Origin of the sequence: Allobosea sp. LjRoot237, assembly GCF_964253285.1 — a bacterium.
In the GTDB taxonomy this organism is placed as follows: domain Bacteria; phylum Pseudomonadota; class Alphaproteobacteria; order Rhizobiales; family Beijerinckiaceae; genus Allobosea.
In genome coordinates, this window is the sequence record NZ_CAXUQP020000001.1 from 2,289,430 (window position 1) to 2,313,299 (window position 23,870).

The following is a 23,870-nucleotide window of genomic DNA, read 5'->3' on the forward strand; positions in this document are numbered from 1 at the left end:
CATGTCGGGGGAGGCGCTCAGGCGGTCGCAGCGATGACGGCATCCACATCCGTGACGACGCAGACATTCTGCAGCGCGTAATTGACCGAGGCCGTGTGCCATTCGGCGTTCATCGTCGAGCAGGCATCCTCCGGCACCACCATGAAATAGCCCTTGTCGGCGCCGGTGCGGGCGGTGTGCTCGATCGACATGTTGGTCCAGGCGCCGGTGACGATGACGATGTCGCGGCCGAGCGCCTTGAGTACGGTCTCCAGCCGCGTGCCCTCCCAGGCGCTCATGCGCTGCTTCTCGATGACATGGTCGCCGCTCTGCGCCTCGAGGCCGGGCACAGGCGCTGCGCCCCAGGTGCCGCGCACCAGCGCCTTGGCGTCGGCCAGGCCTTCGAACAGGGGCGCGTTCATGGTGACTCCGGGCGCTCCCGGCTCGACGATGAACCAGACATGGATCACCGGAATGCCGCGCGCCCGCGCCGCCTGCGCCAGGCGGGCGCCATTGGCGATCGCGTTCTGCTGGCGGCAATGCTCCGGCGAGCCCGAGGAGGCAAAGGCGCCGCCCTCCATGACGACGTCGTTCTGCATGTCCTGGATGATCAGGGCGCAGCGCGACGGATCGAGCCGGTAGCCCGAGGGCGCCTTCTTCAGGCCATTGGCGGAGATGGAGGCAACTGGGCCAGGATCGGCCATCGGCCTCTCCGCTGTCGTGCTGCGACCCGAATGCGCGGTGGCGGCCGCCTTCATGTAAGGCTCGATCCGCGGCCCGACCTTGGTCTCGACCGCGTAGAGCGAACGGCTCGCGGTGAGGAAGAGCGTGCGCCAGTCGGACCCGCCCCAGGTGAGATTGCCGGCGAGCTCGGGCACACGCAGCTTGCCGATCAACTCGCCCTTGATCGAATAGACCCAGACGCCTCCGGGCCCGGTAACCCAGATATTGCCTTGCGCATCGCATTTCATCCCGTCTGGAACGCCGGGCTCAGCCCCGACGATGCCCGAGGCGAAGATGCGGCCGGAGCCGAGCCGGCCATCCGGGAGGACATCGAAGACGCGGATATTGTGCTGGACGGTGTCGTTGACGAAGAGGCGCTCCTCGCTCGGGCAGAAGCAGAGCCCGTTCGGCTGGTCGAAGAGATAGCGATCGACCAGGAGCTGCGGCGCTCCGCCGTCCGGAGGGATGCGGTACACACCCTGGAAGCCGAGCTGGCGCGGCCGCTCGACGCCGAAGACCGGCATGCGGCCATACCAGGGGTCGGAGAAATAGATCGACCCGTCCGACTTCACGACGACGTCGTTGGGGCTGTTGAGCTCCATGCCCTCGAAATGCGAGGCGATGGTCTCGCGCTGCCCATCCGGCCGCTCGCGCACCAGCGACGAGGTCGCGTGCTCGCAGACGATCAGGTCGAGCGCGGCATCGTAGGTCATGCCGTTGCACTTGTTCGCCGGCCGTTTGACCTCGCGCACGCCGGCCTTGTCCCAGCGGCGGCGCACATCGCCCGGCATGTCCGAGAACAGCAGATGCTGCTCGGCGGGATGCCAGATCGGTCCCTCGCAGAACTCGAAGCCGGTGCCGAGCTGGCGCACCGGCGCCCAGAGATCGATCAGGTCGGCGAAGCCGGGCTGGACGGGCAGATGCGTGGTCATGGGAACACCATGGCGAGGTGAGCGTGCGCGACGCCGCCGCCTCCCGTCATTGCGAGGAGCGCCAGCGACGAAGCAATCCAGGGGGACGTCGAGCGCTGCTGCCCCTGGATTGCTTCGCTGCGCTCGCAATGACGATGAGGGTGTGCAGCGGCAGTCATCACGCCGCGAACCAGTTGCGGGCGGGCAGCGACTGCACCACCGGGCCGGGTACCGCCATGTCCATGCGGCCGACAATCTGGCCATGGGCGATCTTGGCCGGCTTGTCGTGCACCGGCAACAGGAACGCACCGGCCGAGAGCAGCTTCTTGATCGCCGCCTTCTCCTCGCGCTTGGAGAGGCCGTGATTGCCGGTGGTACGCGGCTCGTTGGCATGCAGCTCGTGGAAGGGCGCGACGATCTGGTCGTTGAAGTCGTAGATCACGTCGCCGCAGATGATGGCGCGGCCTTCATTAGTGTCGACATGGACGTTCATCGAGCCTTCGGTATGGGCGCCGGCGGCTTCGAGATAGCAGCCCGGGAAGAGCTCGATCATCCCGGACAATTCGAGGTCCTCGAAGCGCAGCGCATCGCGCGTGTGCAACCGGTCGATCAGGTGCTTGATGTCGGGTGCCGGATATTGCGGGTGCATCAGCCCGGAGACCGAGTATTCGAGCTCGCGGCGGTTGACGAGCACCGTGGTGTTCATCGGGAAGAGCTCGTCCTTGCCGGCATGGTCGATATGGAGATGGGTGTGCATGACATAGCGCACATCGCCCATCCGCACGCCGTGCCTGGCGAGCTGGTTCTCGATCATGTTCTCGTGGAACTGGAGGCCGCGCATGCCGAGGCTCTCCATGATCTGGTTGTGGCGATAGCCGGTGTCGACCACCACGGGCCAGGGGCCGCCGAGGATCAGGAAGCCATAGGTCGGTACGCGGCGGGTGCGGCCGCAATCGCGGCCGAGCACGAGGAAGCTCGATTCCAGCTCGATATCGCCATAGTCGAGGATCTTGATTTCGAGCGCCATGGACATGCCTCCCCTTGATTATTGGCCGAGGCGGTAGACCCGCCTTGCAGTCTCGTTGAACACCGCGGCCTGCGCCGCTTCCGGCACCGCGGCGCGATGTGCTGCGATCAGCTCGGCATAGCTCGTCCAGAGCTTCTCGATCGGGAAATTGGAGCCGAACAGGCAGCGCTCGGCACCGAACAGGGCAAGCGTCTCGCCGGCGATGAAGGAGATCGTCTCGGGATCGTTCCGGCGCAGGAAGGTGCCGAGGCCCGAGAGCTTGCTGGTGATGTTGGGCTGGCCGGCAAGCAGCGTCATGCCCTCGCGCCAGGCGGCGATGCCCTCCGGCGAAAGGTCCTCGAGCATGCCGGCGTGCTGGAGCACGAAGGTCACGCCCGGGCAGGCGGCGGCGAGCTCGGCCGCGCCCGCCATCTGGCCGGCGAAGACCTGGAGGTCGAAGCTGAAGCCATACTCCGCCAGCCGGCCGACATTGGCGATCAATCGTGGATCTTGTGCGAGCTCCGGACCACTGGCGAAGCGGTAGAGCGTGTTCTCGTGCCAGTGCAATTGCATGCGCACGCCGCGCACTCGGGCGTCGCGCGCGAGCTGGTCGAGCTGCGGGCGGACATCGCCGGCGAGCATGTCGGCATAGGCGACAATGGCGATCGGGAAGCCGCTTTCTTCCGACGCCTGCGAGACGTATGCGACCTCGTCGAGATAGCGGTCCGTCGCCCAGTTCGCCTGGACATAGACGGCTTCGGTTACGCCCGCCGGGCGGCAATCGCCGAGATATTCCGTGACGGGATAGTCGCGCCGGATCGGCTCATAGGGCCCGAAGATGCGCGGCTGCATCGGCCCGAGGAGCCAAGGCAGGTCGGCCTGCTGCCAGATATGGAAATGGGAATCGACGAGACCGGTCATGCGGCTAGCGAGCCTCCGAGCGAAAGGATGTGCCGGCAGATCCGCGCCGTGCTGCCGCCGTCCGAAAGGCTGGCGAGGCGCGGCGCGATCAGCCTGAGCGCCTCGGTCTCCGGCCGGTAGCCGGGATCGGCCGCGAGCGGCGTCAGCCAGTCGATGCGATGGGCGCGCTGGGCGAGCCGGGCGACGGCGCTGACCAGCGCCGACGGATCGCCGCGTTCGAGACCATCCGAGAGCACGACGATGACGGAGCCGCGCGCGTAGGAGGCGAAGCGGGGCACGGCGAGGAAGGCCTGCAACGCGTCGCCGATGCGCGTTCCGCCATCCCAGTCGGCGACGAGCCCGGAAGCCTCCGCCAGCGCCTGCTCGCGCCGCTTGCGCCGGAGCGCCCGCGTGACGCGGGTCAGCCTTGTGCCGAAGGTGAAGACCTCGACGCGCTGCGTCGCCTGCACGATGGTATGCGCCAGCGCGAGATTGGCGTCGCTGCGCTGCTTCATCGAGCCGGAAACGTCGATCATCAGCAGGATCGGCCGCGGCCGCGTCACGCGCCGGAGCCGCTTCAGGCTCATCACCTCGCCGTCATGGCGGATCGCATCCTTGAGGCTGCGGGCGAGGTCGACCATCGGCCCGCGGCGCGCGGCCCGATGACGGTAGCCGCGGCGACGGGGCAGGGCGGCGGGCAATGCCTGGCCGAAGCGGCGCAGGGTCTCGCTCTCGTCGAGGGTCGCCAGCCGGCGCACCGACAAGGCTTCGGCGCCGGTCGCAGCCTGGCCGGTCTCATTAGCCTCGTCGGCGATCAGGATTTCGCGGGAGCCGGTGTCTTCCTGGACCGAGATATCCTCATCTGGCGCGAAATCGTCGTCGCCGGGCTCGGCGAGGGCGCCGCCGAGGAAATGCATATCGAACAGCGCATCGAAGCGCTCGCGCTGTTCAGGATGGGGCGCGAGCGTCGCGATCGCGGCCTTGCGGACATGCTCGATGCTGCGCGGGCCGAGCAGTTCGATTGCCATCAGGAAGCTGGTCGTCTGTTCCGGGGCGGCCGCGATGCCGTGCTCGCGCAGCAGCGCCGGGAAGGTGACGAAAGGCCGGGCGGCAGCTGGCAGGGGCGCGATCATGGCGCGCACCTCCCTTCTCCCCTTGCGGGAGAAGGTGGCCCGAAGGGCCGGATGAGGGGTCGCACAAACCTGTCCGTCATGCTCGCCCTTGTGGCGAGCATCCACGTCTTGAACACAGCACTCGACCAGCGAAGACGTGGATGGTCGGGACAAGCCCGACCATGACGATGAAGCGTGGCACGACCCCTCACCCTAACCCTCTCCCGCAGGGGGAGAGGGGACAGGTTGTGCGCTTCCCGAACCACGATCATGCCGCCAGCCCCGGGATGAAGAGTGGCAGGCGTGGCCGCAAATGGGCGAGATCCTCCTCATCCTTGATTGCTGCGCCGAGCGAGCGGCGGAAGGCTTCCGGCCAGGGTGCGCCGGTCTGGGCGAGCGCCGTCGCGGCCTCGGCCCAGTCGACCGCTTCGGCGACGCCCGGCGGTTTGGCGAGCGGCTCCTGCCGCAGCAGTCCGACGGCATGGACGACCGCGCGCGCCGTGCTCTCGGCGACGGCGGAGGAGCGCAGCATGATGATGTCAGCCTCGCGCTCCGGCTCGGGATAGGCGATGTAGTGGTAGACGCAGCGGCGGCGCAGCGCCTCGTGCAGCTCGCGCGTCCGGTTCGAGGTCAGGATCACGACTGGCCGTTCGGCTGCGCGCAGCGTACCGCGCTCGGGGATCGAGATCGAGAAATCCGAGAGGAATTCGAGCAGGAAGGCCTCGAACTCATGGTCTGAGCGATCGATCTCGTCGATCAGCAGCACGACCTGGTCCGGCCGCCGCAGCGTCGTCAGCATCGGCCGCTCGATCAGGAAGTCGTCGCGATAGATGTCGAGCTGCTCGCCTTCCTTCGCCTGGCGGATGGCGAGCATCTGGCGCGGATAGTTCCACTCGTAGAGTGCGGCCGCCGCGTCGATGCCTTCGAAGCATTGCAGGCGGATGAGCTGGCGCCCGAGGATGCCGGCGAGCGCCTTGGCGGCCTCCGTCTTGCCGACGCCGGGCGCGCCTTCGAGCAGCAGCGGCTTGCCAAGCGCGAGCGAGAGGTAGCCGGCCGTCGCGATCCCGTCATCGGCGAGATACATCGCTGCCTGCAGGGCCTCGGCGAGGTCCTCCGGGCTCGATATGCCGGCGACGGTCGTCCTCAGCGCCATCGCGTCACCGCCAATTCACCGGGCCGCCACGACGTGGACCCGGCTTGACGCCGCCATTGGCCCGGATAGCCCGCAGGATCTTCTCCGGCGTGATCGGCAATTCGTCGACCCTGACGCCGACGGCGTTGTAGACGGCGTTGGCGACCGCCGGCAGCACCGGGTTGGCGCACATCTCGCCCGGGCCCTTGCCGCCGAATGGACCATCCGGCGCTGGCCGCTCCAGCACTGTGACGTGATAGGGCGCGATGTCGCCCGGTCCCGGCATCAGGTATTCGTTGAAGTCGCGCGGGCCGTGCTCGGGGCTGGGGTAGTACGGTTCCGGCGTTTCGTACAATGCGTGGCTGATGCCCATCCAGGCGCCGCCGACCAATTGCTGCTCGACCATGCGCGGATTGATGACGCGCCCGAGTTCATAAGCGCTGGTCATCCGGAGCACCTCGACCTCGCCGGTCTCGTCGTCCACGCTGACATCGGCGACGAGGCAGGCATGGGCGAAGGCCGTGTTCGGGTTCATCTCGCCGGTCTCGGCATCGACGGCCGAGAGCGGGATCAGGAAGATGCCGCGCCCGGCGATGGTCTTGCCCTGCTTGAATTGCGCCGCCTGCGCCGTCGCCTTGACCGTGATGCTGCGCGAGGGCGCGCCGCGGACATGGATGTTGCCGCGCCCGTCGGTGACGAGGTCGTCGGCATTGACCTCGAGCTCCTCGGCCGCGGCTTCGAGCAGCACGCCACGCGCCTCGCGGGCAGCGACGATGATGGCATTGCCCATCCGGTGCGTGCCGCGCGAGGCGAACGAGCCCATGTCGTGCGGGCCGGTGTCGCTGTCGGCGGTGTCGATATAGACGTCCTCGACGGGCACGCCGAGCGTCTCGGCCGCGATCTGGCGCGAGACCTGCTTCATGCCCTGGCCGAGATCGATCGCCGAAAGCGCGACGGTGAACTTTCCGTCCGGGTTGGAGTGGATCAGGGCCTGGCTCGGATCGCCGCCGAGATTCATGCCGATCGGATAATTGACCGAGGCCATGCCGCGGCCTTCGTGACGAGCCATCTCAGCGCTCCTTCCCTGAGGGGCGGGCGCAGCTCGAAAGCCGCCGTGATGGCGAGGCAAGGCGCTTCCCCTCCCACAAGGGGGAGGGGAAGCGTCCGCTTTGAGCTGCGTCGTTGATCGCCGGCATTTCAGCGCCTCCTTGTGCCGAAGACCGACGAGAACCGCACTGCGCCGTGCTGTGTCTGAGCCGGCGCAACCGGCGGCGGAGCAGGGGGAGCGGGCGGCGGCTGGTAGGCGGGCGGTGTCGGATGCGAGCCGGCCGGCTGATAGGGGGACGGTGTCGGCTGGTAGGGCGGTGGAGCTGGTGCGGCGGCGGGCCGGGGCGGCTCGTAGCGCGGCACCTGCGTCGGCGCGGCGTGCCCGTCGCGCGCGCCCTCCATCACCGGCTGCTTGCTGGGCGCGATCCGGGTCGTGCCGGCCGGCAGCACCTGCGTCACCGGCCCGCTGCGCGTATCGGGCCGGCCGATCTGGCCGCGGGCGTCGAGCTGGGTCGCGGGGATCTGCGCGCGCTCGCCGGCGCCGCCACCGATCAGTGAGGACGCCCGCTTCGCCTGCTCGGACAGCGGCCAGTTCGCCTTCTCGGCCGCGACCTGCACGCATTCGACCAGCGCCGTGTTCTTGGCGGCGCGCCGATGCGGTTTCATATCGCCATCGCGATAGGCGTTGAGGATGCGCAGCTCCATCGGGTCCATGTTGGCGGCTTCGGCGAGGCGGTCCATCTGGACCTCGAGCGCGAAGTCGACCGCGGTGACGCCGAAGCCGCGCATGGCGGTGGACGGGCAGCGATTGGTGTAGGCGACGTAGATGTCGGAGGCGACATTGGGGATCCAGTACGGCCCCGGCACATGCGCCGTGCACTTGATCGCGGCATAGCTCGACAGGCGCGTATAGGCGCCGGCGTCGAAATAGCTGCGGATATGGCGGGCGACGATCCGCCCGTCTCGCATCAGCCCATCCTTGATGTAGATGCGCTCGGCGCCGCGCGGCGAGCCGTAGAGCATCTCCTCCTCGCGATCGAGGACGAAGCGCACCGGCCTGCCGGTCAGCATCGCGCCGAGCACGGCCAGCGGCTCGGTCAGCGAGTCGACCTTGCCGCCGAAACCGCCGCCGACCGTGCCGCCGATGAAATGCAGCTGGTTCGACTCGACATTGACGATCTTGGCGGTGGTGCCCAGCGCGAAGAACAGGCCCTGGGCGCAGGAGTGCACGACGTAGCGCCCGTTCTGCTCGGGCGCGGCGATCGAGCCGTTGGTCTCGGTCGGCGCGTGCTCGATCGGCGACATCTGGTAGCGATGTTCCATCACGATGTCGGCGCCGGAAAAACCGCGCTCGACATCGCCGAAGCGCAGCTTCTGATGGTCGAAGCGCTCGTGATATTCGAAATAGTTGCCGGGATAGGTCTCGTTGACCACCGGCGCGCCGGTCTTCAGCGTCTCCTCGACGTCGAACACCGCCGGTAGCGGATCATAGTCGACCCGGACCAGCTCGCGCGCCGCGAGCGCCTGCGCCTCGCTGTCGGCGAGGATCGCCACCACCGGCTCGCCCTTGTAAGCGACCTTGCTCACCGCCAGCGACGGCTCGTCGTCCTTGCCGAAATTGATCAGGCTGAGCAGCGTGTTCTTGTTCACCGGGACATCGGCGCCGCGCAGCACGCGCTTGACGCCGGGTGCACGCTCGGCGGCGGAGACGTCGATCGCGCGGATGCGGGCATGGTGATGCGGGCTCCGCACCACCTTGAGATGCAGCATGCCGTCGAAGGCGTGGTCGTCGAAGAAGCGGGTGCGCGCCGTGACATGGCCCGGCATGTCCTGGCGCTGTATGCCCTTGCCGACGACGTTGAGATTGTCGTCGCGCTCGTCGGCGAACAGATCCTTGCGCATCTCGAGCATGGCAGGCTCCTTCTTCAGGCCCGGCGCGCGCCGGGCGCGCCCGCTGCGGCGAGAATGGCGGCGATGATTGGTTCGTAGCCGGTGCAGCGGCAGATATTGCCGCTGATCGCCTCGACGACCTCGTCGCGGCTCGGCTGCGAGTTCTTCGCCAGCAGCGCCCGCGCGGCGGTCAGCATGCCCGGTGTGCAGAACCCGCATTGGGCGGCAAAATGATCCATGAAGGCGGCCTGCAGCGGATGTAGCTCAGGGCCATCAGCCATCCCGGAGGTGGTCTCGATCTGCCGGCCCTCGCAGGAGACCGCGAGCGTCAGGCAGGCGAGCTGCGGTTCGCCGTCGACCAGCACGGTGCAGACGCCGCAGGTGCCCTGGCCGCAGCCATATTTGGGACCGAAGTCGCCGAGCCCGCGCCGGAGCGTATCGAGAAGATTGCTCGCCGGATCGACGAAGGTGGCGCGATCGCTGCCATTGAGGCGGAACTGGACCGGGAGCTTGGCCATGGCGCGCCTCTTCAGCGTGGCTCGCCGGCCAGCAGCCGGCCGAGATGAACGGGGAGGATCTCGCGCCGGTACCACTCGCTGGCGATCGCATCTGTTGCCGGACGGCAGCCTTCGAGCGCCGCCTGTTTCGCGGCCTGGATCGCGGCCTGGTCGAGCGGCTTGCCTTCCAGCGCCCGCTCGACGCCGCGGGCGCGGATCGGTGTCGGCGCCATCGCGCCATAGGCCACCCGCGCCTGCGCGACGCGGCCGCCCGAGAGCGGCAAATATGCCGCGATCGAGAGCAGCGAGATGCCCTTCGGCTTGACCCGGCTGATCTTGCGGAAATGGAGCTCGGCCGGGTTCTGCGGCCGGGCGAACTGTACCGCAGTGACCAGGCCCTGGCCGCCGCGCTCGCGCGCGCTCAGGAAATCCTCCAGCGACACCGCCCGGCCCGAGCCATAGCCGGCTTGCAGAACGACCTGCGCATCGAGCGCGAGCAGCGCCACGGTGAAGTCGCCATAGGGCGCAGCGGCGAAAAGATTGCCGCCAATCGTCGCCATCGTCCGGACCGCCGGTCCGCCGATGGCGCGCGCGGCAGCATGCAGGCAGGCGAGGTCGCGATTGCCCAGCACCATCGCCATGGTCACCCCGGCGCCAAGTTCGACGCGGGCGCCGCTGGTGCTCATCTGGCGCAAGGCCGGATCGGTGACGCGCACGAGCGTGCCCTCGGTCAGCCGGCCCTCATTGACCTCGCGCATCACCAAAGTGCCGCCGCCGATCAGCAGCGTCCGGCGATCACCGGAGAGGATGCCGGCGGCTTCCGACAGGCTCGCGCAGGTTCTCAGATCGAGCATCTCAGACCTCCTCGCCGACGATCTGCGGCAGGCGGCGGACCGCCTCGATGCCGTTGGTGTAGACCTCGTCGCCGACGAGCCTGGCGAGTTCGGCTTCCCGTCCCGGCGGCGTGGTGAAGCGGCTCTCCCAGTGCCAGAAGCTGCGATTGCCGTCGGTCACCGGCAGCAGGCGGACATGGGCGACGTAGTTGAACAGCGGAATCGGCGTATCGAGCAGGCAGTAGCTGAAGGTCATTTCGAGATCGGAGAGCGTCAGCAGCTGCTCGCGCAATTCGCTGCCGTCGCGCAGCACGAAGCGCCTGATGCAGCCGACGCGATCGGACGGGTAGGCGCGCTCGATCTCGCTGCGCGCCACGATGGGATGCCACTTGTCGTGCCCGTTGAAGTCGCGCAGGACCGACCAGAGCCGGTCCGCCGGCGTATCGATGATCGTGCTGCGGACGACATGGGGCATGGCTATCCCCCAAAAGCGCGCTTGAGGGCGTCGAAGCCGCCCTGGAAGACATTGGTGCCGATGCCGGCGACGAGCTCAGTCTCCTTCTCCGGCGTGCAGTCGAAATCGGCCGACCACTCGATGAAGGTCCGCTCCTGGTCGGTGATCGGCGTCAGCCGCAGCGTCGCGACATAGTTCGTCAGCGGCATCGGCGAGTCGAGGATCGAATAGGTGCAGAACATGTCGTAGTCGGAGAGGCCGAGGAGCTGCTCGCGCAGCCGGTCGCCGCTGCGCAGCGAGAAGGCACGGATGCAGCCGACCTTGTCGGCCGGCTCGCCGTTCTCGATCCGGCTCTCGGCGATGCGGGGGTGCCAGTTCGGCAGGCCGTTGAAGTCGCGCACCCGGGCCCAGACCTTGGCGGCGGGAGCGGCAATGACGCTGGAAACGTAGACGCGGGCCATCGGTCAGCGCCTCACGACTTCTTGCCGGAGCCGGAGCGGCCGCCGCCTTCGGGAGCGGAAGTGGGCTCGCCAGCCTCCTTCGGCTTCGCTGGCTGCGCTTCCTTGGCGACCCGCTGCATGTCGGAGGCCTCGCGCATCAGCCCGCCCATCTTGGCGAGATTGCCGCCCTCGATGCCGATCTCCTTCAGCACCTGGTCGATCATCGGCGCCTGGACCCGGTAGCGCAGCGCCGACTCGATGACCTCGTCGGTGGGCGAGCGTGCCGCGCCACCGGCGCCGCTGCCGCTGGCCGCTCCGGCGAGCCCGTCAACATGGAGGATGCGGATGCCCTCGATCTTCTCCAGCGGCTTGACGCTCTCGCGCACGATGCCCTCGATCTTGTCGAGCAGGCGGCGCCGGAACAGCCCGTAGCGCGCGCCATCGCTGAGCACGTTCTCGGCCTCGTAGAGCAGCTTCTGCGCCTCTGCATCGACGGCGCGGCGCACCTTCTCGGCCTCGGACGCGATGCGGGACTCTTCGGCGGCCTTCTCGGCGAGCAGGATCTCGACGGTCTTGCGCCGCTGCGCGCTCTCGCTCTCGCGGACGGTCTTGACCTTCTCCTCGGCCTCGACGGCCTTGGCGCGGGCGATCTCGGCGCTGGCCTGCGCCGCCGATTCCTCCAGCGACTTGGCGTAGAGCGCGATCGCCTTGTCCATGGCGGCCGTCTCGACCTCGCGTTCGCGCCCGATCTCGAGCTTGCGCAGTTCGCGCTGCCGGCCGATACGGGCCTCGTCGAGCCCGCGATCGGAGGAGATGCGGGCCCGCTCGACCTCTTCGTTCGCGGCGATCTGCGCTTCCTGAAGGGCCTGATTGCGCGCGACCTCCAATTGCTCCAGCGCCCGGCGGCGCTCGATCCGCACCGCTTCCAGCGCCTGCTCGCGGGCGATGTCGACGGTCTCGACCTGCTGGCGCGCGGTGATCTCGGCTTGGCGCAGCGCCTTGTCGGCATCGGTGCGCTCGACCTTCTTGTTGGCGAGCACGATGGCGCGCTCTTCTTCTGCGACCTCGACCGCCTTCTTCTGGGCGATCTGCAGCATCTCGCGGGTCTTGCTCGAATTGATCCGCTCTTCGTCGAGGCCGAGCTCGGTTGCGATCCGCTGGCGCTCGACCGCGTCGCGGCGCTTCAGCTCGGCAGTGTCGAGCTCGGCATTGCGCCTGATCTCGAGCTCCTTCGTCGCGAGATCGGCGGCGATGCGCTCGGCCGCGACGGCCTTCTCCTGGCCGATGCGGGCGGCTTCCGTCGCCTCGCGGGCGGAGATCTCGGCTGCTTCGACCGCCTCGGTGCGCCCGATCTCCAGCAGGCTTTTGCGCTGCTCCAGCGCGATCCGGTCGGCCGTGATCACGTCCTCCTGCGCGATCCTTGCCTTCTCCACCGCTTCGCGCGCGCCGATCTCGGCCTCGTCCAAGGCTCGGTTACGGGCGATCTGGAGGGCACGGACGCGCTCCTCCTGGCCGATGCGGGCGGTCTCGACCGCCTCGCGCGCCGCGATATCTTCCTGGTCGAGCGTGCGAGTGCGCTCGATCTCGCGGTTGCGGATCTCCTGCTCGCGGGTGATGCGCTCGGCATTCACCGCTGTCTCCTGCAGGATTCGCGCTTTCTCGGTCGACTCGCGAGCCTCGATCTCCGCGGCTTCCAGCACCTTGGTGCGCTCGATCTCCTGCTGCCTGATCTCGCGCTCGGAGGCGATGCGGGCGGCGTTGATCGTCTGCTCGTTGGCGATGCGCGCCTTCTCGACATGTTCGCGTGCGGCGATCTCGGCCTCCTCGACGGCTTGCGTCCGGGCGATCTCCTGCTGGCGGATGTCTCTCTCTGAGGCGATGCGCGCCTCGCTGATCCCGCGCTCATTGGCGATGCGCGACTTCTCGATCTCCTCGCGCGAGGTGATCTGCGCCTGCTCGGCCTCGGTATCGCGGATGGCGCGCTCGCGGGCGACCTCGGCGCGCTGCATGGCGCGCTTGATCTCGATCTCGCGCTGCTGTTCGAGACGCGCCGTCTCGCTCTCACGCTCGATGTCGAGCGCCTGACGCTCGGCTTCGAGATTGCGGGTGCGGATGCGGATCATCGAGTCCTGCTCGATGTCATTGCGCAGCTTCCGCTTGTCCTCGATCTCCTCGATGATCCGCGTCAGACCCGCGGCGTCGAAGCGGTTGGACGGGTTGAAATATTGCAGGTCGGTCTGGTCGAGGTCGGTGAGCGCGACCGATTCCAGCACGAGCCCGTTCTGGTCGAGCGCCTCGGCAGCAGCATCCTTGACGCGCTGGACATAGGCGCCGCGCTGCTCGTGCATCTCCTCCATTGTCATCTCGGAGGCGACCGTCCGGAGAGCGGAAATGAACTTGCCGGACAGGAGGGCATGGAGCTGGTCCGGCTGCAGGGTCCGCCGGCCAAGCGTGGCCGCGGCGACCGAGACCGACTGCCGCTCCGGCTTCACCCGGACATAGAATTCGGCGTCGATGTCGACGCGCATCCGGTCGCGGGTGATGAGCGCGTCATTGCTCGCCCGCGTCACCGCGAGCTGCAGCACGTTCATGTTGACCGGCGTGACGTCGTGGATGATCGGCAGCACGAAGGCGCCGCCATTGATCACGACCTTTTCGCCGAACAGGCCGGTGCGGACGAAGGAGACCTCCTTCGAGGACCGGCGGTAGAGCCAGTTCACCAGATAGACGACGATGGCGATGACGATCACCGCCACGATCAGCCAGAGGATCAGCGATCCGATCAGTTGCCCGGTCATGGTGACGTTCTCCCCGCCAGCGCCACGTTCGCGCCTTCCCCTTCAGCCCTCATCCTGAGGAGCGCCGCAGGCGCGTCTCGAAGGATGCTCCAGATGGTTCCGGAGTCTCCTGGATCATCCTTCGAGACGCCGCTTCGCGGCTCCTCAGGATGAGGGCTGAGGGTGAGCCGAATGCTCATGGTTTCGTGCCTTTTCCAGCCTTGCGCGCCGGCTTGCTGGTCGTCGTTTCGCGGCTGATCCGCTTGAAGGCCCGGGTCTGGTCGCGGATCGCGATCTCGACCGGCAGGCGCTCCATCGAGGACGCGCCGTAGAAGCCGTGGCAGTTGACCGTGTTCTTCATGATGAAGTCGGCATCGGCCGGCTCGGCGACAGGCCCGCCATGGACGAGGATGATCGCGTCCTTTTTCACGGCGTGCGCGGCTTTGGCCCAGCGCTCGACCAGCGCCGGGCAGTCCTTGAGCTTGCGCGCCGTCCCGGCGCCGATCGAGCCGCCGGTGGTGAGACCGAGATGGCAGACGATGATGTCGGCGCCGGCCTTCGCCATCGCCCGGGCATCGTCCTCGCAGAAGACGTAAGGCGTGGTCAGCAGGCCCTTGGCGTTGGCGAGGGCGATCATTTCGACCTCGAGCCCGTAGCCCATGCCGGTCTCTTCGAGATTGGCGCGGAAGGTGCCGTCAATCAGCCCGACGGTCGGGAAATTCTGCACGCCGGAGAAGCCGATGCGCCTGATCTCGTCGAGAAAAACGTCCATGCGCCGGAACGGGTCGGTGCCGCAGACGCCGGCGATCACCGGCGTCGTCTTCACGACCGGGAGCACTTCGGCTGCCATCTCCATGACGATCGCATTGGCATCGCCATAGGGCATCAGCCCGGAGAGCGAGCCGCGCCCGGCCATGCGGTAGCGGCCGGAATTATAGATCACGATCAGGTCGATGCCGCCGGCTTCCTCGCATTTGGCCGAGAGGCCCGTGCCGGCGCCGCCGCCGACGATCGGCTCGCCTTTGGCGATCATCGCCCGGAATCGCTTCAGCAGGGCTTTCTTGTCGAAATGCGTCATGGCCGCCCCATACCGATTGGCGACGGAACCGCACCGTCTTTCCGGGGCATCGCGCAGCGATGAGCCCGGAACCCATGAACATTGGTCGTCCCGAGACAAGCTCGCGGCATCGTCCGGCTCTTTCCTGTGGGACCAGCGGATATGGGTTCCGGGCTCGCTGCTGCGCAGCGCCCCGGAATGACGGCCAGGTTTCCGTGCGGCATCGTCATGACTTGCCTCCGCCGGCCCGCTCGCGCCGCCTCCCGGCGTGCAGCACACGAAACTGCTGCACCAAAGCGGAGGCGAAGGCGGGGTCGTTGATGTGGAGTGGCAGGCGGATCAGCTGCCGGTTGGGGCCGGTGCGCACCGTCTGCTCCAGCGCCTGGAACAGGGCCGCGTCGGCGGACGGGTCGTGAAAGGGCTGGCCGGGCGCATCCAAAGCGGAGACGCCGAGCTCGGGGATCAGGAAGCGGACCGGCCCTTCCATCAGGTTCAATCGCTCGCCGATCCAGCGGCCCATGCGGGCATTTTCGTCCGCCGTCGTCCGCATCAGGGTGATCTGCGGGTTGTGCGGGTAAAGGAGGCGGCCGCGATAACGCTCGGGCACGCTCTCAGGCGCGGCGAAGTTGACCATGTCGAGCGCGCCGACCGAGCCGACATAGGGGATGCGGGTGCGGATGATCGCGCCGAAGCGGTCCTCCGTCGCCGGCAGGATGCCGCCCATCAGCATGTCGCAGATCTCGGTGGTCGAGACATCGATCACCGCGCCGACGAGCTCGGAGTCGACCAGCTTCTCCAGCGAGCGGCTGCCAGTGCCGGTGGCGTGGAAGACGAGCGGCTCCCATTCCACGGCGAGGAGCTTGGCGACCTGCTGCACGCAAGGGGTGGTCACGCCGAACATGGTGAGCCCGACCAGCGGCTTCTCAGGCTCGCGGCGGCGCGGTCCCTCGGGCTTGAGCTCGGCGAGGCGGGCCTTGGCCATGGCTGCGATGGCGCGTGCGCCATTGCCGAGCACCAGGCGAGAGACGCGGTTGACGCCCTGCACATCAGTGACGGCGTGCAGCATCGCGATGTCGGTGGCGCCGACATAGGCGCGGACATCGCCAGAGGCCATGGTCGAGATCATCAGCTTGGGCAGGCCGACCGGCAGCTCCTGCATCGCCGGCGTCACCATCGCGGTCGCGCCCGAGCCGCCGGCCGAGATGATGCCGAGCAGGCCTTGCTGGCGCGGCAGCCAGGCTTTGAACGCCTCCGTCATCGCCGCGACCGCGGTGCCGCGATCGCCCGAGGCGATGCCGGCCGAGCCTTTCGGGTGGGCGAGGGCGACCTCCTGCGGGGTGACGTCGCCGCCGGCGCTGCGGCCGGATGTCGACAGGTCGACGAGGCGGGTGCGCAGGCCTTCGGCCCGGATCAGGTCGCGGATGAAGCGCAGCTCTTCGCCCTTGGTGTCGAGCGTACCGGCGATGACGACGTAAGGCTCGCTGCTCGCCGCAGCCGCGAGCGGCCGGATCCCGCCGATCGGTTGGCCATCGCGCGTCGCCAGCGTCGGGCGCGAGATGGTGCGGGCCTGGGCCTCGATCCGGGCGGCCGGCACGGCTTGCGACCAGCGGTTCGGGATGACCGGGTTCGAGACATAGACGCGGATCGGCCCGGCAGGGGCGGAGGCGGCGGCCTCTGCGGCCGCGCCGGGCCGCGCCGTGTCCGAGGCCGCGTCGGTATCGTCATGACCATGCCGGCCGACGCCGAGCAGGCGCTGCTGCAATTCGCGATCGCCAGCCAGTGTCGCGGAGGCGATGATGCGATTGATCCGGCCATTGACCATGATCGCGACGGGATCGGACATCTGCGTCGCGACGCCGATGTTCTGCTCGATCACCAGGATCGCGACCTCACCCTGCTCGGCGAGCCGGACCAGCATCTCCTCGACATGGGCGACGATGACCGGGGCGAGCCCCTCGGTCGGCTCGTCCATGATCAGGAGGCGTGGATTGAGCAGCAGCGCCCGGCTGATCGCCAGCATCTGCTGCTCGCCGCCGGAGAGTTGGCCGCCGCCATTGTTGCGGCGCTCGGCCAGGCGCGGAAAGGCCTCGTAGATGCGCTCCGGCGTCCAGGGCCCGCGCTTGCCGCGCTGCATCAGCCGCAAGTGCTCGTCGACGGTCAGCGAACGCCAGAGCCGGCGGCCCTGTGGCACATAGCCGATGCCGAGCCGCGCCACCTCGGCCGGCGAACGTCCCGCGATCTCCTCGCCGAAGAAGCGGATCGAGCCGGACGAGATCGGCACCAGTCCCATGATCGCCTTGCACATGGTGGTCTTGCCCATGCCGTTGCGACCGACGACCGAGAGCACGCCGTGCTGCAGTGTGAGGTCGACGCCCTGGACGGCATGCGAGCGGCCATAGAAGACGTTGAGGCCCGCGATCTGCAGGATCGGAACGCCGGCAGCGGGCGGGGCTTTCAGGCGCTCAGCCATGACCGCCCCCGAGATAGAGTTCCTGAACCTCGGGATCGGACTCGATCTCGTCCGGCCGGCCTTCCTTGAAGATGCGGCCGTTGTGCATCATCGTCACGCTCTCGACGACGCGCAGCGCCACGTCCATGTCGTGCTCGATGATGATGTAGCCGATATGAGCCGGGAGCGAGGTCAGGATCCGGACGAGATCCTGCCGCTCGGTCGGCGACAGGCCCGCCGCCGGCTCGTCGAACAGGATGAAGCGCGGAGCGCCCGAGAGAGCGAGCGCAATCTCGAGCTGGCGCTGCTGGCCATAGGCGAGCTCGCCGACCAGCCTGTCCTTCACGGCGGTGAGATGGACGGCGTCGACCAGGCTCTCGGCCGCATGCTGGAGCGTATCGTCACGGCGCGGCCGCCGCAGCGAGAAGCGGTTCCGCGAGACCCCGCGGCAAGCGAGATAGACATTGTCGACCACCGTCAGCCCGGCGAAGAGCGAGGAGATCTGATAGGTGCGCCTGAGGCCGCGGCGGATACGCTCATGCGGCGGGAAGGTCGTCACATCCTCGCCGAAGAAGCGGATGACGCCGGAGCTCGGCGCAAAATCGCCGGTGACGCAGTTGAACAGCGTGGTCTTGCCGGCGCCGTTCGAGCCGAGCACCGCCCGCCGCTCGCCGGGCCGGACCGACAGCGTGACATCGGACAACGCCGCCAGCGCCCCGAACAGGCGCGAGACACCGCGCAGTTCGAGCGCATTGCCCGAGCTGGCCGTGCTCAGCCGCTCCAGGCTCGGCACGGCGCTCATGGCGCGCCTCCGCCGACGCGCATCTGCGCCGCCTGCGTTTCGCGGCTCTTGCGATAGCGGTCGCGCAGGCGCTGCCAGATGCCGATCAGCCCATCCGGCGAGAACAGCACGATGACGAGGAAGCCGAGGCCGATGAGCAGCTGATAGCGCTTGCCCTCGAACCCAACGGACTCGAGCAAGTCCAGCGCGAACGTCCGCAGCAGCACATAGACCAGCGCGCCGATGAACGGGCCGATCGGGCGGCTCAATCCGCCGACCACTGCGATGATCAGCATGTCGACCACCGGCCCGACGCCACCCGTTCCGGGGGAGACCTGGCGCTGGTACCAGACCAGCAGCACGCCGGCGAAAGCGGCGATCACCGCGGCGAAGGCGTAGGCTGCGATGCGATGGGCGACGACGTCGAAGCCGAGCGCCGCCATGCGCCTGGGATTGTCGCGCGTGCCCTGCAAGGCAAGGCCGAAAGGAGCCCGCGAGACATAGACGACCACCGCATAGGCGAGGGCGGCACAGCCGAGCGTCAGGTAGTAAAACGGCACGGTGCTGCCCCAGTCGATCCCGAGAAAGACTGGAGGAAGAACCCCGTTGAAGCCGCTGAAACCGTTGAAGATCGTGTAGTTCTGCAGCGTCAGGTAATAGAAGGCCGAGCCGATCGCGAGCGTGATCATGATCGTGTAGATGCCCTCGGTCCGAACCGAGAGCGCGCCGCCCAGCGTGCCGAACAGGGTGGCGAGCAGGATCGCGACCGGCACCGCCGTCCACCACGGCCATTTCAGGCTGATCTGCGTGATGGCGCTGTCACCGAAGATGGCGACGAGATAGGCGGCGAAGGCCGCGACCGTCATCTGGATCAGGCTGACGATGCCGCCATAGCCGGCAAGGAACATCAGGCTGAGCGCGATCATGCCGAGGATCATCGCGTAGGCCAGGATCTGGACGAGCCAGAACGGGTTGGCGATCAGCGGCATCACCAGCAGCAGGGCTGCAACGATCCAGAATGCCGTGCCCTGCCGGGCGATCACCTCGCTGAGCCCCTCGCGGGGGCGCGGGGTCGCAATCGCGAGGCGGGGTTCGGCGAGCGCCATCTTTAGCGCCTCACCGCCGCCAGGCCCTGCGGCCGGATCGCCAGCACCACGACCATGATGACGAAGGTCAGCATCACCGCATAGGTCGGCATGTAGACCGAGCCGAACTGTTCGGCGAGGCCGACGATGAGGGCCCCCATCGCCGCGCCGGGGATCGAGCCCATGCCGCCGACGATGACGACGACGAGCGAGGACAAAAGGATCTTGGTGTCCTCGCCGGGCTGGAGCGACTGGAAGGTGCCACCGACGACGCCGGCAAGGCCGGCGAGCCCGGCGCCGAAGGCGAAAACCATGATGAAGACGAGCTGCACGCGCACGCCGGTGGCCGAGAGCATGTCGCGGTCGTCGACGCCGGCGCGCACCAGCATGCCGATGCGGGTGCGGTTGAGCACCAGCCACATCGCGACGCCCAGGATGATCGCGCCGATCAGGATCGCGATGCGGACCAGCGGGTACATCATCATCACCGCCTCGCCATTGCTGCGCAACGCGACGACGAAAGGTAGCTGCACCGGGCCGGAGAGCCAGTCCGGCGTCGTCACCTGGAAGGTGTCGCCGCCATAGCTCCAGAGCAGCAGGTCGGCGACGATGATCGAGAGCCCAATCGTCACCAGCGTCTGGCGCAGGTCCTGTCCCTCCATCCAGCGGAAGAGCAGCACCTGCATCAGCATGCCGGCCAGGGCGACGAAGATGAAGGCTGCGATCAGCGCGGCGAACCAGGAGCCAGTCAGGTTGCCGATGCTGTAGCCGACATAGCCGCCGAACAAATAGAGCGAGCCATGCGCCAGGTTGACGTTGCGCATCAGGCCGAAGATCAGCGTGAAACCGCTGGCGACGAGGAAATAGAGCCCGCCGAGCGTGATGCCGTTGAAGAGCGCGCTCAGGAAGACGCGTTTCCGGCCGAAGGTCAGCTCCATCCACGGCGTCCAGACCGCGAAGATCAGGAAGGCGAGGAGGGCGACCGCGATCAGGATCACCAGCGACCAGATCGGGCGGCGTTCGATGAAATCAGACATGGCTCGCCTGCGATTGCGGCAGGCCGACGGTCCGCAGCACCCGCCGGTAGTCGCGTGGCGCCATGCCCATATGGGCGGTGAAGAAGCGGGTGAAGACGCTCTGGCCGGAGAAGCCGAGGCTGTGGCTGATGCTGGTCACCGGATCGCTCGACAGAACGATCCGCTCGAGCGCCGCGTCGAGCCGGACCGTATTGGCGAAGACGGTCGGCGTGACGCCGACCTGCTCCCGGAAGAGCTTGAAGAAATGGGCGCGAGACAGCCCGGCTTCGCGGGCGACACGGGCGAGCGCGCCTTCGCAGGACGGGCGCTGCTCCAGTAGCCGGCAGGCGCGCAGCACGCGCCGGTCGACCGCGCCTTCGGCGGAGAGGTGCAGCAGCGAAGAGGCGAGTTCGGGCCCGATCGGTTCGCTGGAGGCCTGCGCCAGCGCCATGAGCACCGGGGCAAGGTTGAGCTCGCGATGCTGCGACAGCAGCATTTCGACCGCCTGGTCGCGCCAGGCGGCGAGCTCGCGGGTCACGACGAGCTCGGAGGACGGGAATACCAGCGAACCGGCTGATGGCATCGCCTGCGCCGCCAGCCATTCCGGCTTGAGATAGACGACGAGGAACAGCCCGAAGGCGCCCGGCTGCTCGGGCTGGAAATTATGCGGCTCCCAGGGATTGATCGCGACGCCCATGAAAGGGTCGACCCGAACCGTGCAATCGTTGACGGTCACGAGCCCGCGCGATCCGTCGAGGAAGAAGATCAGATGGGCTTCCCGGTGGGCATGCACCACGAGCGGGCGGTCGAGATCGTAGATCGATACCCGTCCGAACGGACCGTGGCAGACCGCGACTGCGCGACTCATGGCTCCTCGCGTAGCAATGTCCGGTGGGGTTAGGGCTGCCTCATCAGGTGAGCCTTGGCCCGATGGCGCACGCGGATCGCGCGCGACATCGTCGACCGGAATGGGACGGCAGGCGGAAAAGGGCGCGTTTCCTGGCGCGTCCTTTCCCGGGAGTCAGGCGCTCGTGGCGACTACGGCTTGCATTCCGGATTGGTCCGGGACGGAAGCCCGACAGCCTTGAACGCCTCGGCGGTGAGGCCGAGCGTCTGCGAGACGTTCGGCACCGTCTTGACGAACTTGTTGGTCAGATCGCCATTGGCCGTCTCGACGACCTCGGTGATGAAGGTCGTCGCGATCGCCTGCCGGTTGTCGTCGAGCTTGATCGGGCCGTTGGGGGCATCGAGCTGGACCTTGGCGAGTTCGGCCCGAAGCTTGGTCCCGCCATCGGAAAGGTCGGCGTTCACCTTCTCAAGACCGGTGGCCATCCCATTGAAGGCATTGTAATAATTGGTCGCGAAGAGGGACGGGCTCGCAAAGCGCTTATCCGCCGGGAAGGCGTCCTGGTAGGCCTTGACCCAGGCCTTCCATTTCGGATCGTCCCAGGCATCGGCGACACCGCCCGAGGAGGGCGTGCCGACGAGCAGACGCTTCGCCGCGCCGCGCGACGAGAGCACGGTCTGGTCGACCATGATCGAGCCGCCGACGAACTTCGCCTTGCCGCCGGTCTGACCGTACTGGTTGAGGAAGTTCACGGAGTCGCCGCCGCCGAGCCCGAGGAAGACTGCGTCGACGTCATCGGGGATATTGGCGATGACCGAGCCAAAATCCTTGGTCCCGAGCGGCACCCATTGACGCTGGACGATCTGGCCGCCGGCCTTGCAGTAGCCGAGCGCGAAGCCGAAGACCTGCGTATAGGGGAAGGAGTAGTCCTCGCCGATGACCGCGAGCTTCTTGTAGCCCTTGTCCTTGAAGACATACTCGCCGAGGCCGGCCATCCACATCGCGCCGTTGCTGTTGAAGCGGAAATAGTTCGGCGATGGATTGACGTAGGTGGTCTCGAGCGCGCCCGAAGACGCGTCGACGACGGTGACGTTGGGAACCGTCTTCGAGTAGTCGCGCATCGCGATGCCCTCGGAGCCCGAGAGCGGGCCGAGGATGAGCTGGACCTTGTCCTGCTCGACGAGCTTGCGCGCGGCGCGGAGCGCCGAGTCCGGACTGGCGTCAGTCGCCGCGATGATGAACTCGACCTCGCGGCCGGCGATCTTGCCGCCGCGCTGCTTCAGGGCGACCTGAGCACCGCGGACCCCGTCCTCGCCGCCCGACGTCAGCGCGCCCGAAAGCGTCGCCAGCATGCCGATCTTGAGTTTTTCCTGAGCCTGGCCGGTACCGCTGGCCGCAATCAAAGCGCACGCCGCAACGGCGGCCATTAATGCCTTCCGCATCGCATTCACCTCCCTGCATGGTCGGCTGCGCCGAAGGTTTCAACGGCGGAGCCGATGGCGGTTTTTTGTTCCGCTCTAAATCTAGGCTAGCACAGGCCGGCCTACTGCCAAGGTCGTAGATATTGCCGAGGGTCTGCTTTTCGCTGCCGACGGTCCGGCGCTGGAGCGGTATCGAACGTCAGTTGCTGTGAGTTGGACGTTGAGTGCGAACTGCTCGCGCTTCGAACGCGTTCCGTCTCTCACCTATGCGATCGAGGAGCGACCTTGATGGCGAGAGCGAATGCTCCAAAGGCGATCAACTGACCGGCGACAAGAATGAAGGGCCAGGTGAAGCTTCCGGTCCTGCTGGCGACCATGGCGAACACCAGCGGTCCGCAGATCGAGCCGATGAAGCCGAACAGGCTGGCGCTCGACGTGACGTCGCCAATGATCGAAGGCGGCGAAGCCCTGGCGAGCTCGGCCATGTGAACCCCGTTCCAGCCCATCGATGTCGCTCCGACCAGCGCCATGCAGCCATAGACCAGCCAGGGGCTTGCCGTTGCCGACCACACCAGCAGCAGGATTGCGCCGCCCGCGGCCAGCGCCAGAACGGATAGGAGCAGCAAGCCCGATCCCAACCGATCCGCCAGCCAGCCGAAGACGATGCGCGCGACCGTGCTCGTCGCCAGCAGCACCGACATATAGAGCCCGGCCTGGGCCAGGCTCGCGCCATGCTGGATGACCATGTAGGTCGCGGTGAAGGCGGTGATGCAGGCTTGCGTGATCGAGAACGACACGCCGATCGCGGTGAGCATCGGCAAGCCCGGATGGGCGATGATGATCCGCGCCGCTCTCGTCAACGACGACGGCGACAGGAACAGGCGGGGCCAGCCCCGGTTCCGTGGCCCCTTTTCCGCATCGAGCCGCGGTTGAAAGACCTGAACCAGCACGGTGCAGGCAAGCACGACGGCAATGATGGCCGAAACCGCGCCGATGAAGCCGAACGCTAGGACCAAAGGCGCGACGGCAACACCGGCAATCGCCCCGCCGAGCGGCACGCCCGCCTGCTTGATCGAGAAGATCAGCGTGCGATGCTCGGCCGGCGCTGCGCGCATCAGGACCTGGCTGCCGGCCGGCGTGTTGGGCGCCAACCCGAGGCCCACGAGCAGGGCCCCGGCCAGCCCGAGCGAAATGGCCGGCTGCGACAGGAGCGCGAGACCCGCGGCGACGAAGATCAGGCCGAGCTGCAACGTGCGGATGGGGCCGTGATGATCCAGCATCGGGCCGCCGCAGGCCAGAAACCAGCAAATCCCGACCGAGACGACAGCGGAGACATAGCCGATGTTTTCAGGCGCCAGGCCCCAGCGCAGCGTCAGGATCGGCCCCAGCAGCGGGATCGCGGCAGCGGCGAACGAACTCACGACTTGCACGAGGAGAGTCGCGCTCAAGGCGCTCCCCCACAATGGCAGCTTCAAACCAGGTCCCCCGGCCTCGTCGACGCAGGCTTATGCCC

General features: G+C 67.6%; 20 protein-coding genes. All 20 read right to left on the bottom strand.

Features of this window, described 5'->3' with window-relative positions:
* Positions 1 to 17: 17 nt before the first annotated feature.
* The 20 genes from ACSQ24_RS11210 to ACSQ24_RS11305 all read right to left on the bottom strand — a co-directional run bounded on the left by ACSQ24_RS11210 (position 18) and on the right by ACSQ24_RS11305 (position 23,805).
* On the bottom strand, positions 18 to 1,634 hold the full coding sequence (locus ACSQ24_RS11210; RefSeq protein ID WP_436094742.1) for an isochorismatase family protein: 1,617 nt from the start codon (positions 1,632 to 1,634) through the stop codon (positions 18 to 20).
* Positions 1,635 to 1,791: 157 nt separating this feature from the next.
* Complete coding sequence (locus ACSQ24_RS11215) at positions 1,792 to 2,640, bottom strand: N-acyl homoserine lactonase family protein (protein ID WP_436094743.1); 849 nt, start codon at positions 2,638 to 2,640, stop codon at positions 1,792 to 1,794.
* A gap of 18 nt (positions 2,641 to 2,658) precedes the next feature.
* Positions 2,659 to 3,540 (bottom strand): amidohydrolase family protein, encoded by an 882-nt coding sequence (locus tag ACSQ24_RS11220; RefSeq protein WP_436094744.1) that lies wholly within the window; start codon positions 3,538 to 3,540, stop codon positions 2,659 to 2,661.
* Positions 3,537 to 4,652: a vWA domain-containing protein gene (locus ACSQ24_RS11225; protein ID WP_436094745.1), complete on the bottom strand. Its 1,116-nt coding sequence runs from the start codon at positions 4,650 to 4,652 to the stop codon at positions 3,537 to 3,539. Before ACSQ24_RS11225 ends, ACSQ24_RS11220 begins: the two co-directional genes overlap by 4 nt.
* A 247-nt stretch (positions 4,653 to 4,899) precedes the next feature.
* Positions 4,900 to 5,784: an AAA family ATPase gene (locus ACSQ24_RS11230; RefSeq protein WP_436094746.1), complete on the bottom strand. Its 885-nt coding sequence runs from the start codon at positions 5,782 to 5,784 to the stop codon at positions 4,900 to 4,902.
* 4 nt (positions 5,785 to 5,788) lie between these two features.
* A complete protein-coding gene (locus tag ACSQ24_RS11235; protein ID WP_436094747.1) occupies positions 5,789 to 6,832 on the bottom strand; it encodes a xanthine dehydrogenase family protein molybdopterin-binding subunit in 1,044 nt (347 codons plus the stop codon).
* A 128-nt stretch (positions 6,833 to 6,960) separates the two neighbouring features.
* Entirely contained in the window at positions 6,961 to 8,721 is a 1,761-nt protein-coding gene (locus ACSQ24_RS11240; RefSeq protein WP_436094748.1) for a xanthine dehydrogenase family protein molybdopterin-binding subunit, read from the bottom strand.
* A gap of 14 nt (positions 8,722 to 8,735) precedes the next feature.
* Complete coding sequence (locus ACSQ24_RS11245) at positions 8,736 to 9,218, bottom strand: (2Fe-2S)-binding protein (protein ID WP_436094749.1); 483 nt, start codon at positions 9,216 to 9,218, stop codon at positions 8,736 to 8,738.
* Between the two features lie 11 nt (positions 9,219 to 9,229).
* Complete coding sequence (locus ACSQ24_RS11250) at positions 9,230 to 10,051, bottom strand: FAD binding domain-containing protein (RefSeq protein WP_436094750.1); 822 nt, start codon at positions 10,049 to 10,051, stop codon at positions 9,230 to 9,232.
* 1 nt (position 10,052) lies between these two features.
* The gene (locus tag ACSQ24_RS11255) at positions 10,053 to 10,505 is read right to left on the bottom strand and encodes an SRPBCC family protein (RefSeq protein WP_436094751.1); all 453 of its coding nucleotides are present in this window, start codon (positions 10,503 to 10,505) and stop codon (positions 10,053 to 10,055) included.
* A 2-nt stretch (positions 10,506 to 10,507) separates the two neighbouring features.
* The gene (locus tag ACSQ24_RS11260; protein WP_436094752.1) at positions 10,508 to 10,945 is read right to left on the bottom strand and encodes an SRPBCC family protein; all 438 of its coding nucleotides are present in this window, start codon (positions 10,943 to 10,945) and stop codon (positions 10,508 to 10,510) included.
* A gap of 11 nt (positions 10,946 to 10,956) precedes the next feature.
* A complete protein-coding gene (locus ACSQ24_RS11265) occupies positions 10,957 to 13,722 on the bottom strand; it encodes a flotillin domain-containing protein (protein ID WP_436094753.1) in 2,766 nt (921 codons plus the stop codon).
* A 175-nt stretch (positions 13,723 to 13,897) separates the two neighbouring features.
* Positions 13,898 to 14,779: a phosphoenolpyruvate hydrolase family protein gene (locus ACSQ24_RS11270; protein WP_436094754.1), complete on the bottom strand. Its 882-nt coding sequence runs from the start codon at positions 14,777 to 14,779 to the stop codon at positions 13,898 to 13,900.
* A 205-nt stretch (positions 14,780 to 14,984) separates the two neighbouring features.
* Complete coding sequence (locus ACSQ24_RS11275; protein WP_436094755.1) at positions 14,985 to 17,228, bottom strand: ABC transporter permease; 2,244 nt, start codon at positions 17,226 to 17,228, stop codon at positions 14,985 to 14,987.
* Entirely contained in the window at positions 17,221 to 18,009 is a 789-nt protein-coding gene (locus ACSQ24_RS11280; protein ID WP_436094756.1) for an ABC transporter ATP-binding protein, read from the bottom strand. The genes ACSQ24_RS11275 and ACSQ24_RS11280 overlap by 8 nt, the downstream gene beginning before the upstream one ends.
* Positions 18,006 to 19,094, bottom strand: coding sequence for a branched-chain amino acid ABC transporter permease (locus ACSQ24_RS11285; RefSeq protein WP_436094757.1), 1,089 nt, complete (start codon positions 19,092 to 19,094; stop codon positions 18,006 to 18,008). The genes ACSQ24_RS11280 and ACSQ24_RS11285 overlap by 4 nt, the downstream gene beginning before the upstream one ends.
* A gap of 2 nt (positions 19,095 to 19,096) precedes the next feature.
* A complete protein-coding gene (locus ACSQ24_RS11290) occupies positions 19,097 to 20,110 on the bottom strand; it encodes a branched-chain amino acid ABC transporter permease (RefSeq protein WP_436094758.1) in 1,014 nt (337 codons plus the stop codon).
* Positions 20,103 to 20,957 (bottom strand): AraC family transcriptional regulator, encoded by an 855-nt coding sequence (locus tag ACSQ24_RS11295; RefSeq protein WP_436094759.1) that lies wholly within the window; start codon positions 20,955 to 20,957, stop codon positions 20,103 to 20,105. Before ACSQ24_RS11295 ends, ACSQ24_RS11290 begins: the two co-directional genes overlap by 8 nt.
* A gap of 170 nt (positions 20,958 to 21,127) precedes the next feature.
* Positions 21,128 to 22,378, bottom strand: coding sequence for an ABC transporter substrate-binding protein (locus ACSQ24_RS11300; RefSeq protein WP_436094760.1), 1,251 nt, complete (start codon positions 22,376 to 22,378; stop codon positions 21,128 to 21,130).
* A gap of 239 nt (positions 22,379 to 22,617) precedes the next feature.
* A complete protein-coding gene (locus ACSQ24_RS11305) occupies positions 22,618 to 23,805 on the bottom strand; it encodes an MFS transporter (RefSeq protein ID WP_436094761.1) in 1,188 nt (395 codons plus the stop codon).
* Positions 23,806 to 23,870 lie beyond the last annotated feature (65 nt).

Coding starts and splice junctions, on each gene's coding strand:
- ACSQ24_RS11300 (WP_436094760.1), bottom strand. CDS start 22,378: ATGCGGAAGGCATTAATGGCCGCCGTTGCGGCGTGCGCTTTGATTGCG.
- ACSQ24_RS11225 (WP_436094745.1), bottom strand. CDS start 4,652: ATGATCGCGCCCCTGCCAGCTGCCGCCCGGCCTTTCGTCACCTTCCCG.
- ACSQ24_RS11270 (WP_436094754.1), bottom strand. CDS start 14,779: ATGACGCATTTCGACAAGAAAGCCCTGCTGAAGCGATTCCGGGCGATG.
- ACSQ24_RS11250 (WP_436094750.1), bottom strand. CDS start 10,051: ATGCTCGATCTGAGAACCTGCGCGAGCCTGTCGGAAGCCGCCGGCATC.
- ACSQ24_RS11235 (WP_436094747.1), bottom strand. CDS start 6,832: ATGGCTCGTCACGAAGGCCGCGGCATGGCCTCGGTCAATTATCCGATC.
- ACSQ24_RS11210 (WP_436094742.1), bottom strand. CDS start 1,634: ATGACCACGCATCTGCCCGTCCAGCCCGGCTTCGCCGACCTGATCGAT.
- ACSQ24_RS11265 (WP_436094753.1), bottom strand. CDS start 13,722: ATGACCGGGCAACTGATCGGATCGCTGATCCTCTGGCTGATCGTGGCG.
- ACSQ24_RS11280 (WP_436094756.1), bottom strand. CDS start 18,009: ATGAGCGCCGTGCCGAGCCTGGAGCGGCTGAGCACGGCCAGCTCGGGC.
- ACSQ24_RS11295 (WP_436094759.1), bottom strand. CDS start 20,957: ATGAGTCGCGCAGTCGCGGTCTGCCACGGTCCGTTCGGACGGGTATCG.
- ACSQ24_RS11255 (WP_436094751.1), bottom strand. CDS start 10,505: ATGCCCCATGTCGTCCGCAGCACGATCATCGATACGCCGGCGGACCGG.
- ACSQ24_RS11275 (WP_436094755.1), bottom strand. CDS start 17,228: ATGGCTGAGCGCCTGAAAGCCCCGCCCGCTGCCGGCGTTCCGATCCTG.
- ACSQ24_RS11215 (WP_436094743.1), bottom strand. CDS start 2,640: ATGGCGCTCGAAATCAAGATCCTCGACTATGGCGATATCGAGCTGGAA.
- ACSQ24_RS11220 (WP_436094744.1), bottom strand. CDS start 3,540: ATGACCGGTCTCGTCGATTCCCATTTCCATATCTGGCAGCAGGCCGAC.
- ACSQ24_RS11290 (WP_436094758.1), bottom strand. CDS start 20,110: ATGTCTGATTTCATCGAACGCCGCCCGATCTGGTCGCTGGTGATCCTG.
- ACSQ24_RS11240 (WP_436094748.1), bottom strand. CDS start 8,721: ATGCTCGAGATGCGCAAGGATCTGTTCGCCGACGAGCGCGACGACAAT.
- ACSQ24_RS11245 (WP_436094749.1), bottom strand. CDS start 9,218: ATGGCCAAGCTCCCGGTCCAGTTCCGCCTCAATGGCAGCGATCGCGCC.
- ACSQ24_RS11285 (WP_436094757.1), bottom strand. CDS start 19,094: ATGGCGCTCGCCGAACCCCGCCTCGCGATTGCGACCCCGCGCCCCCGC.
- ACSQ24_RS11230 (WP_436094746.1), bottom strand. CDS start 5,784: ATGGCGCTGAGGACGACCGTCGCCGGCATATCGAGCCCGGAGGACCTC.
- ACSQ24_RS11260 (WP_436094752.1), bottom strand. CDS start 10,945: ATGGCCCGCGTCTACGTTTCCAGCGTCATTGCCGCTCCCGCCGCCAAG.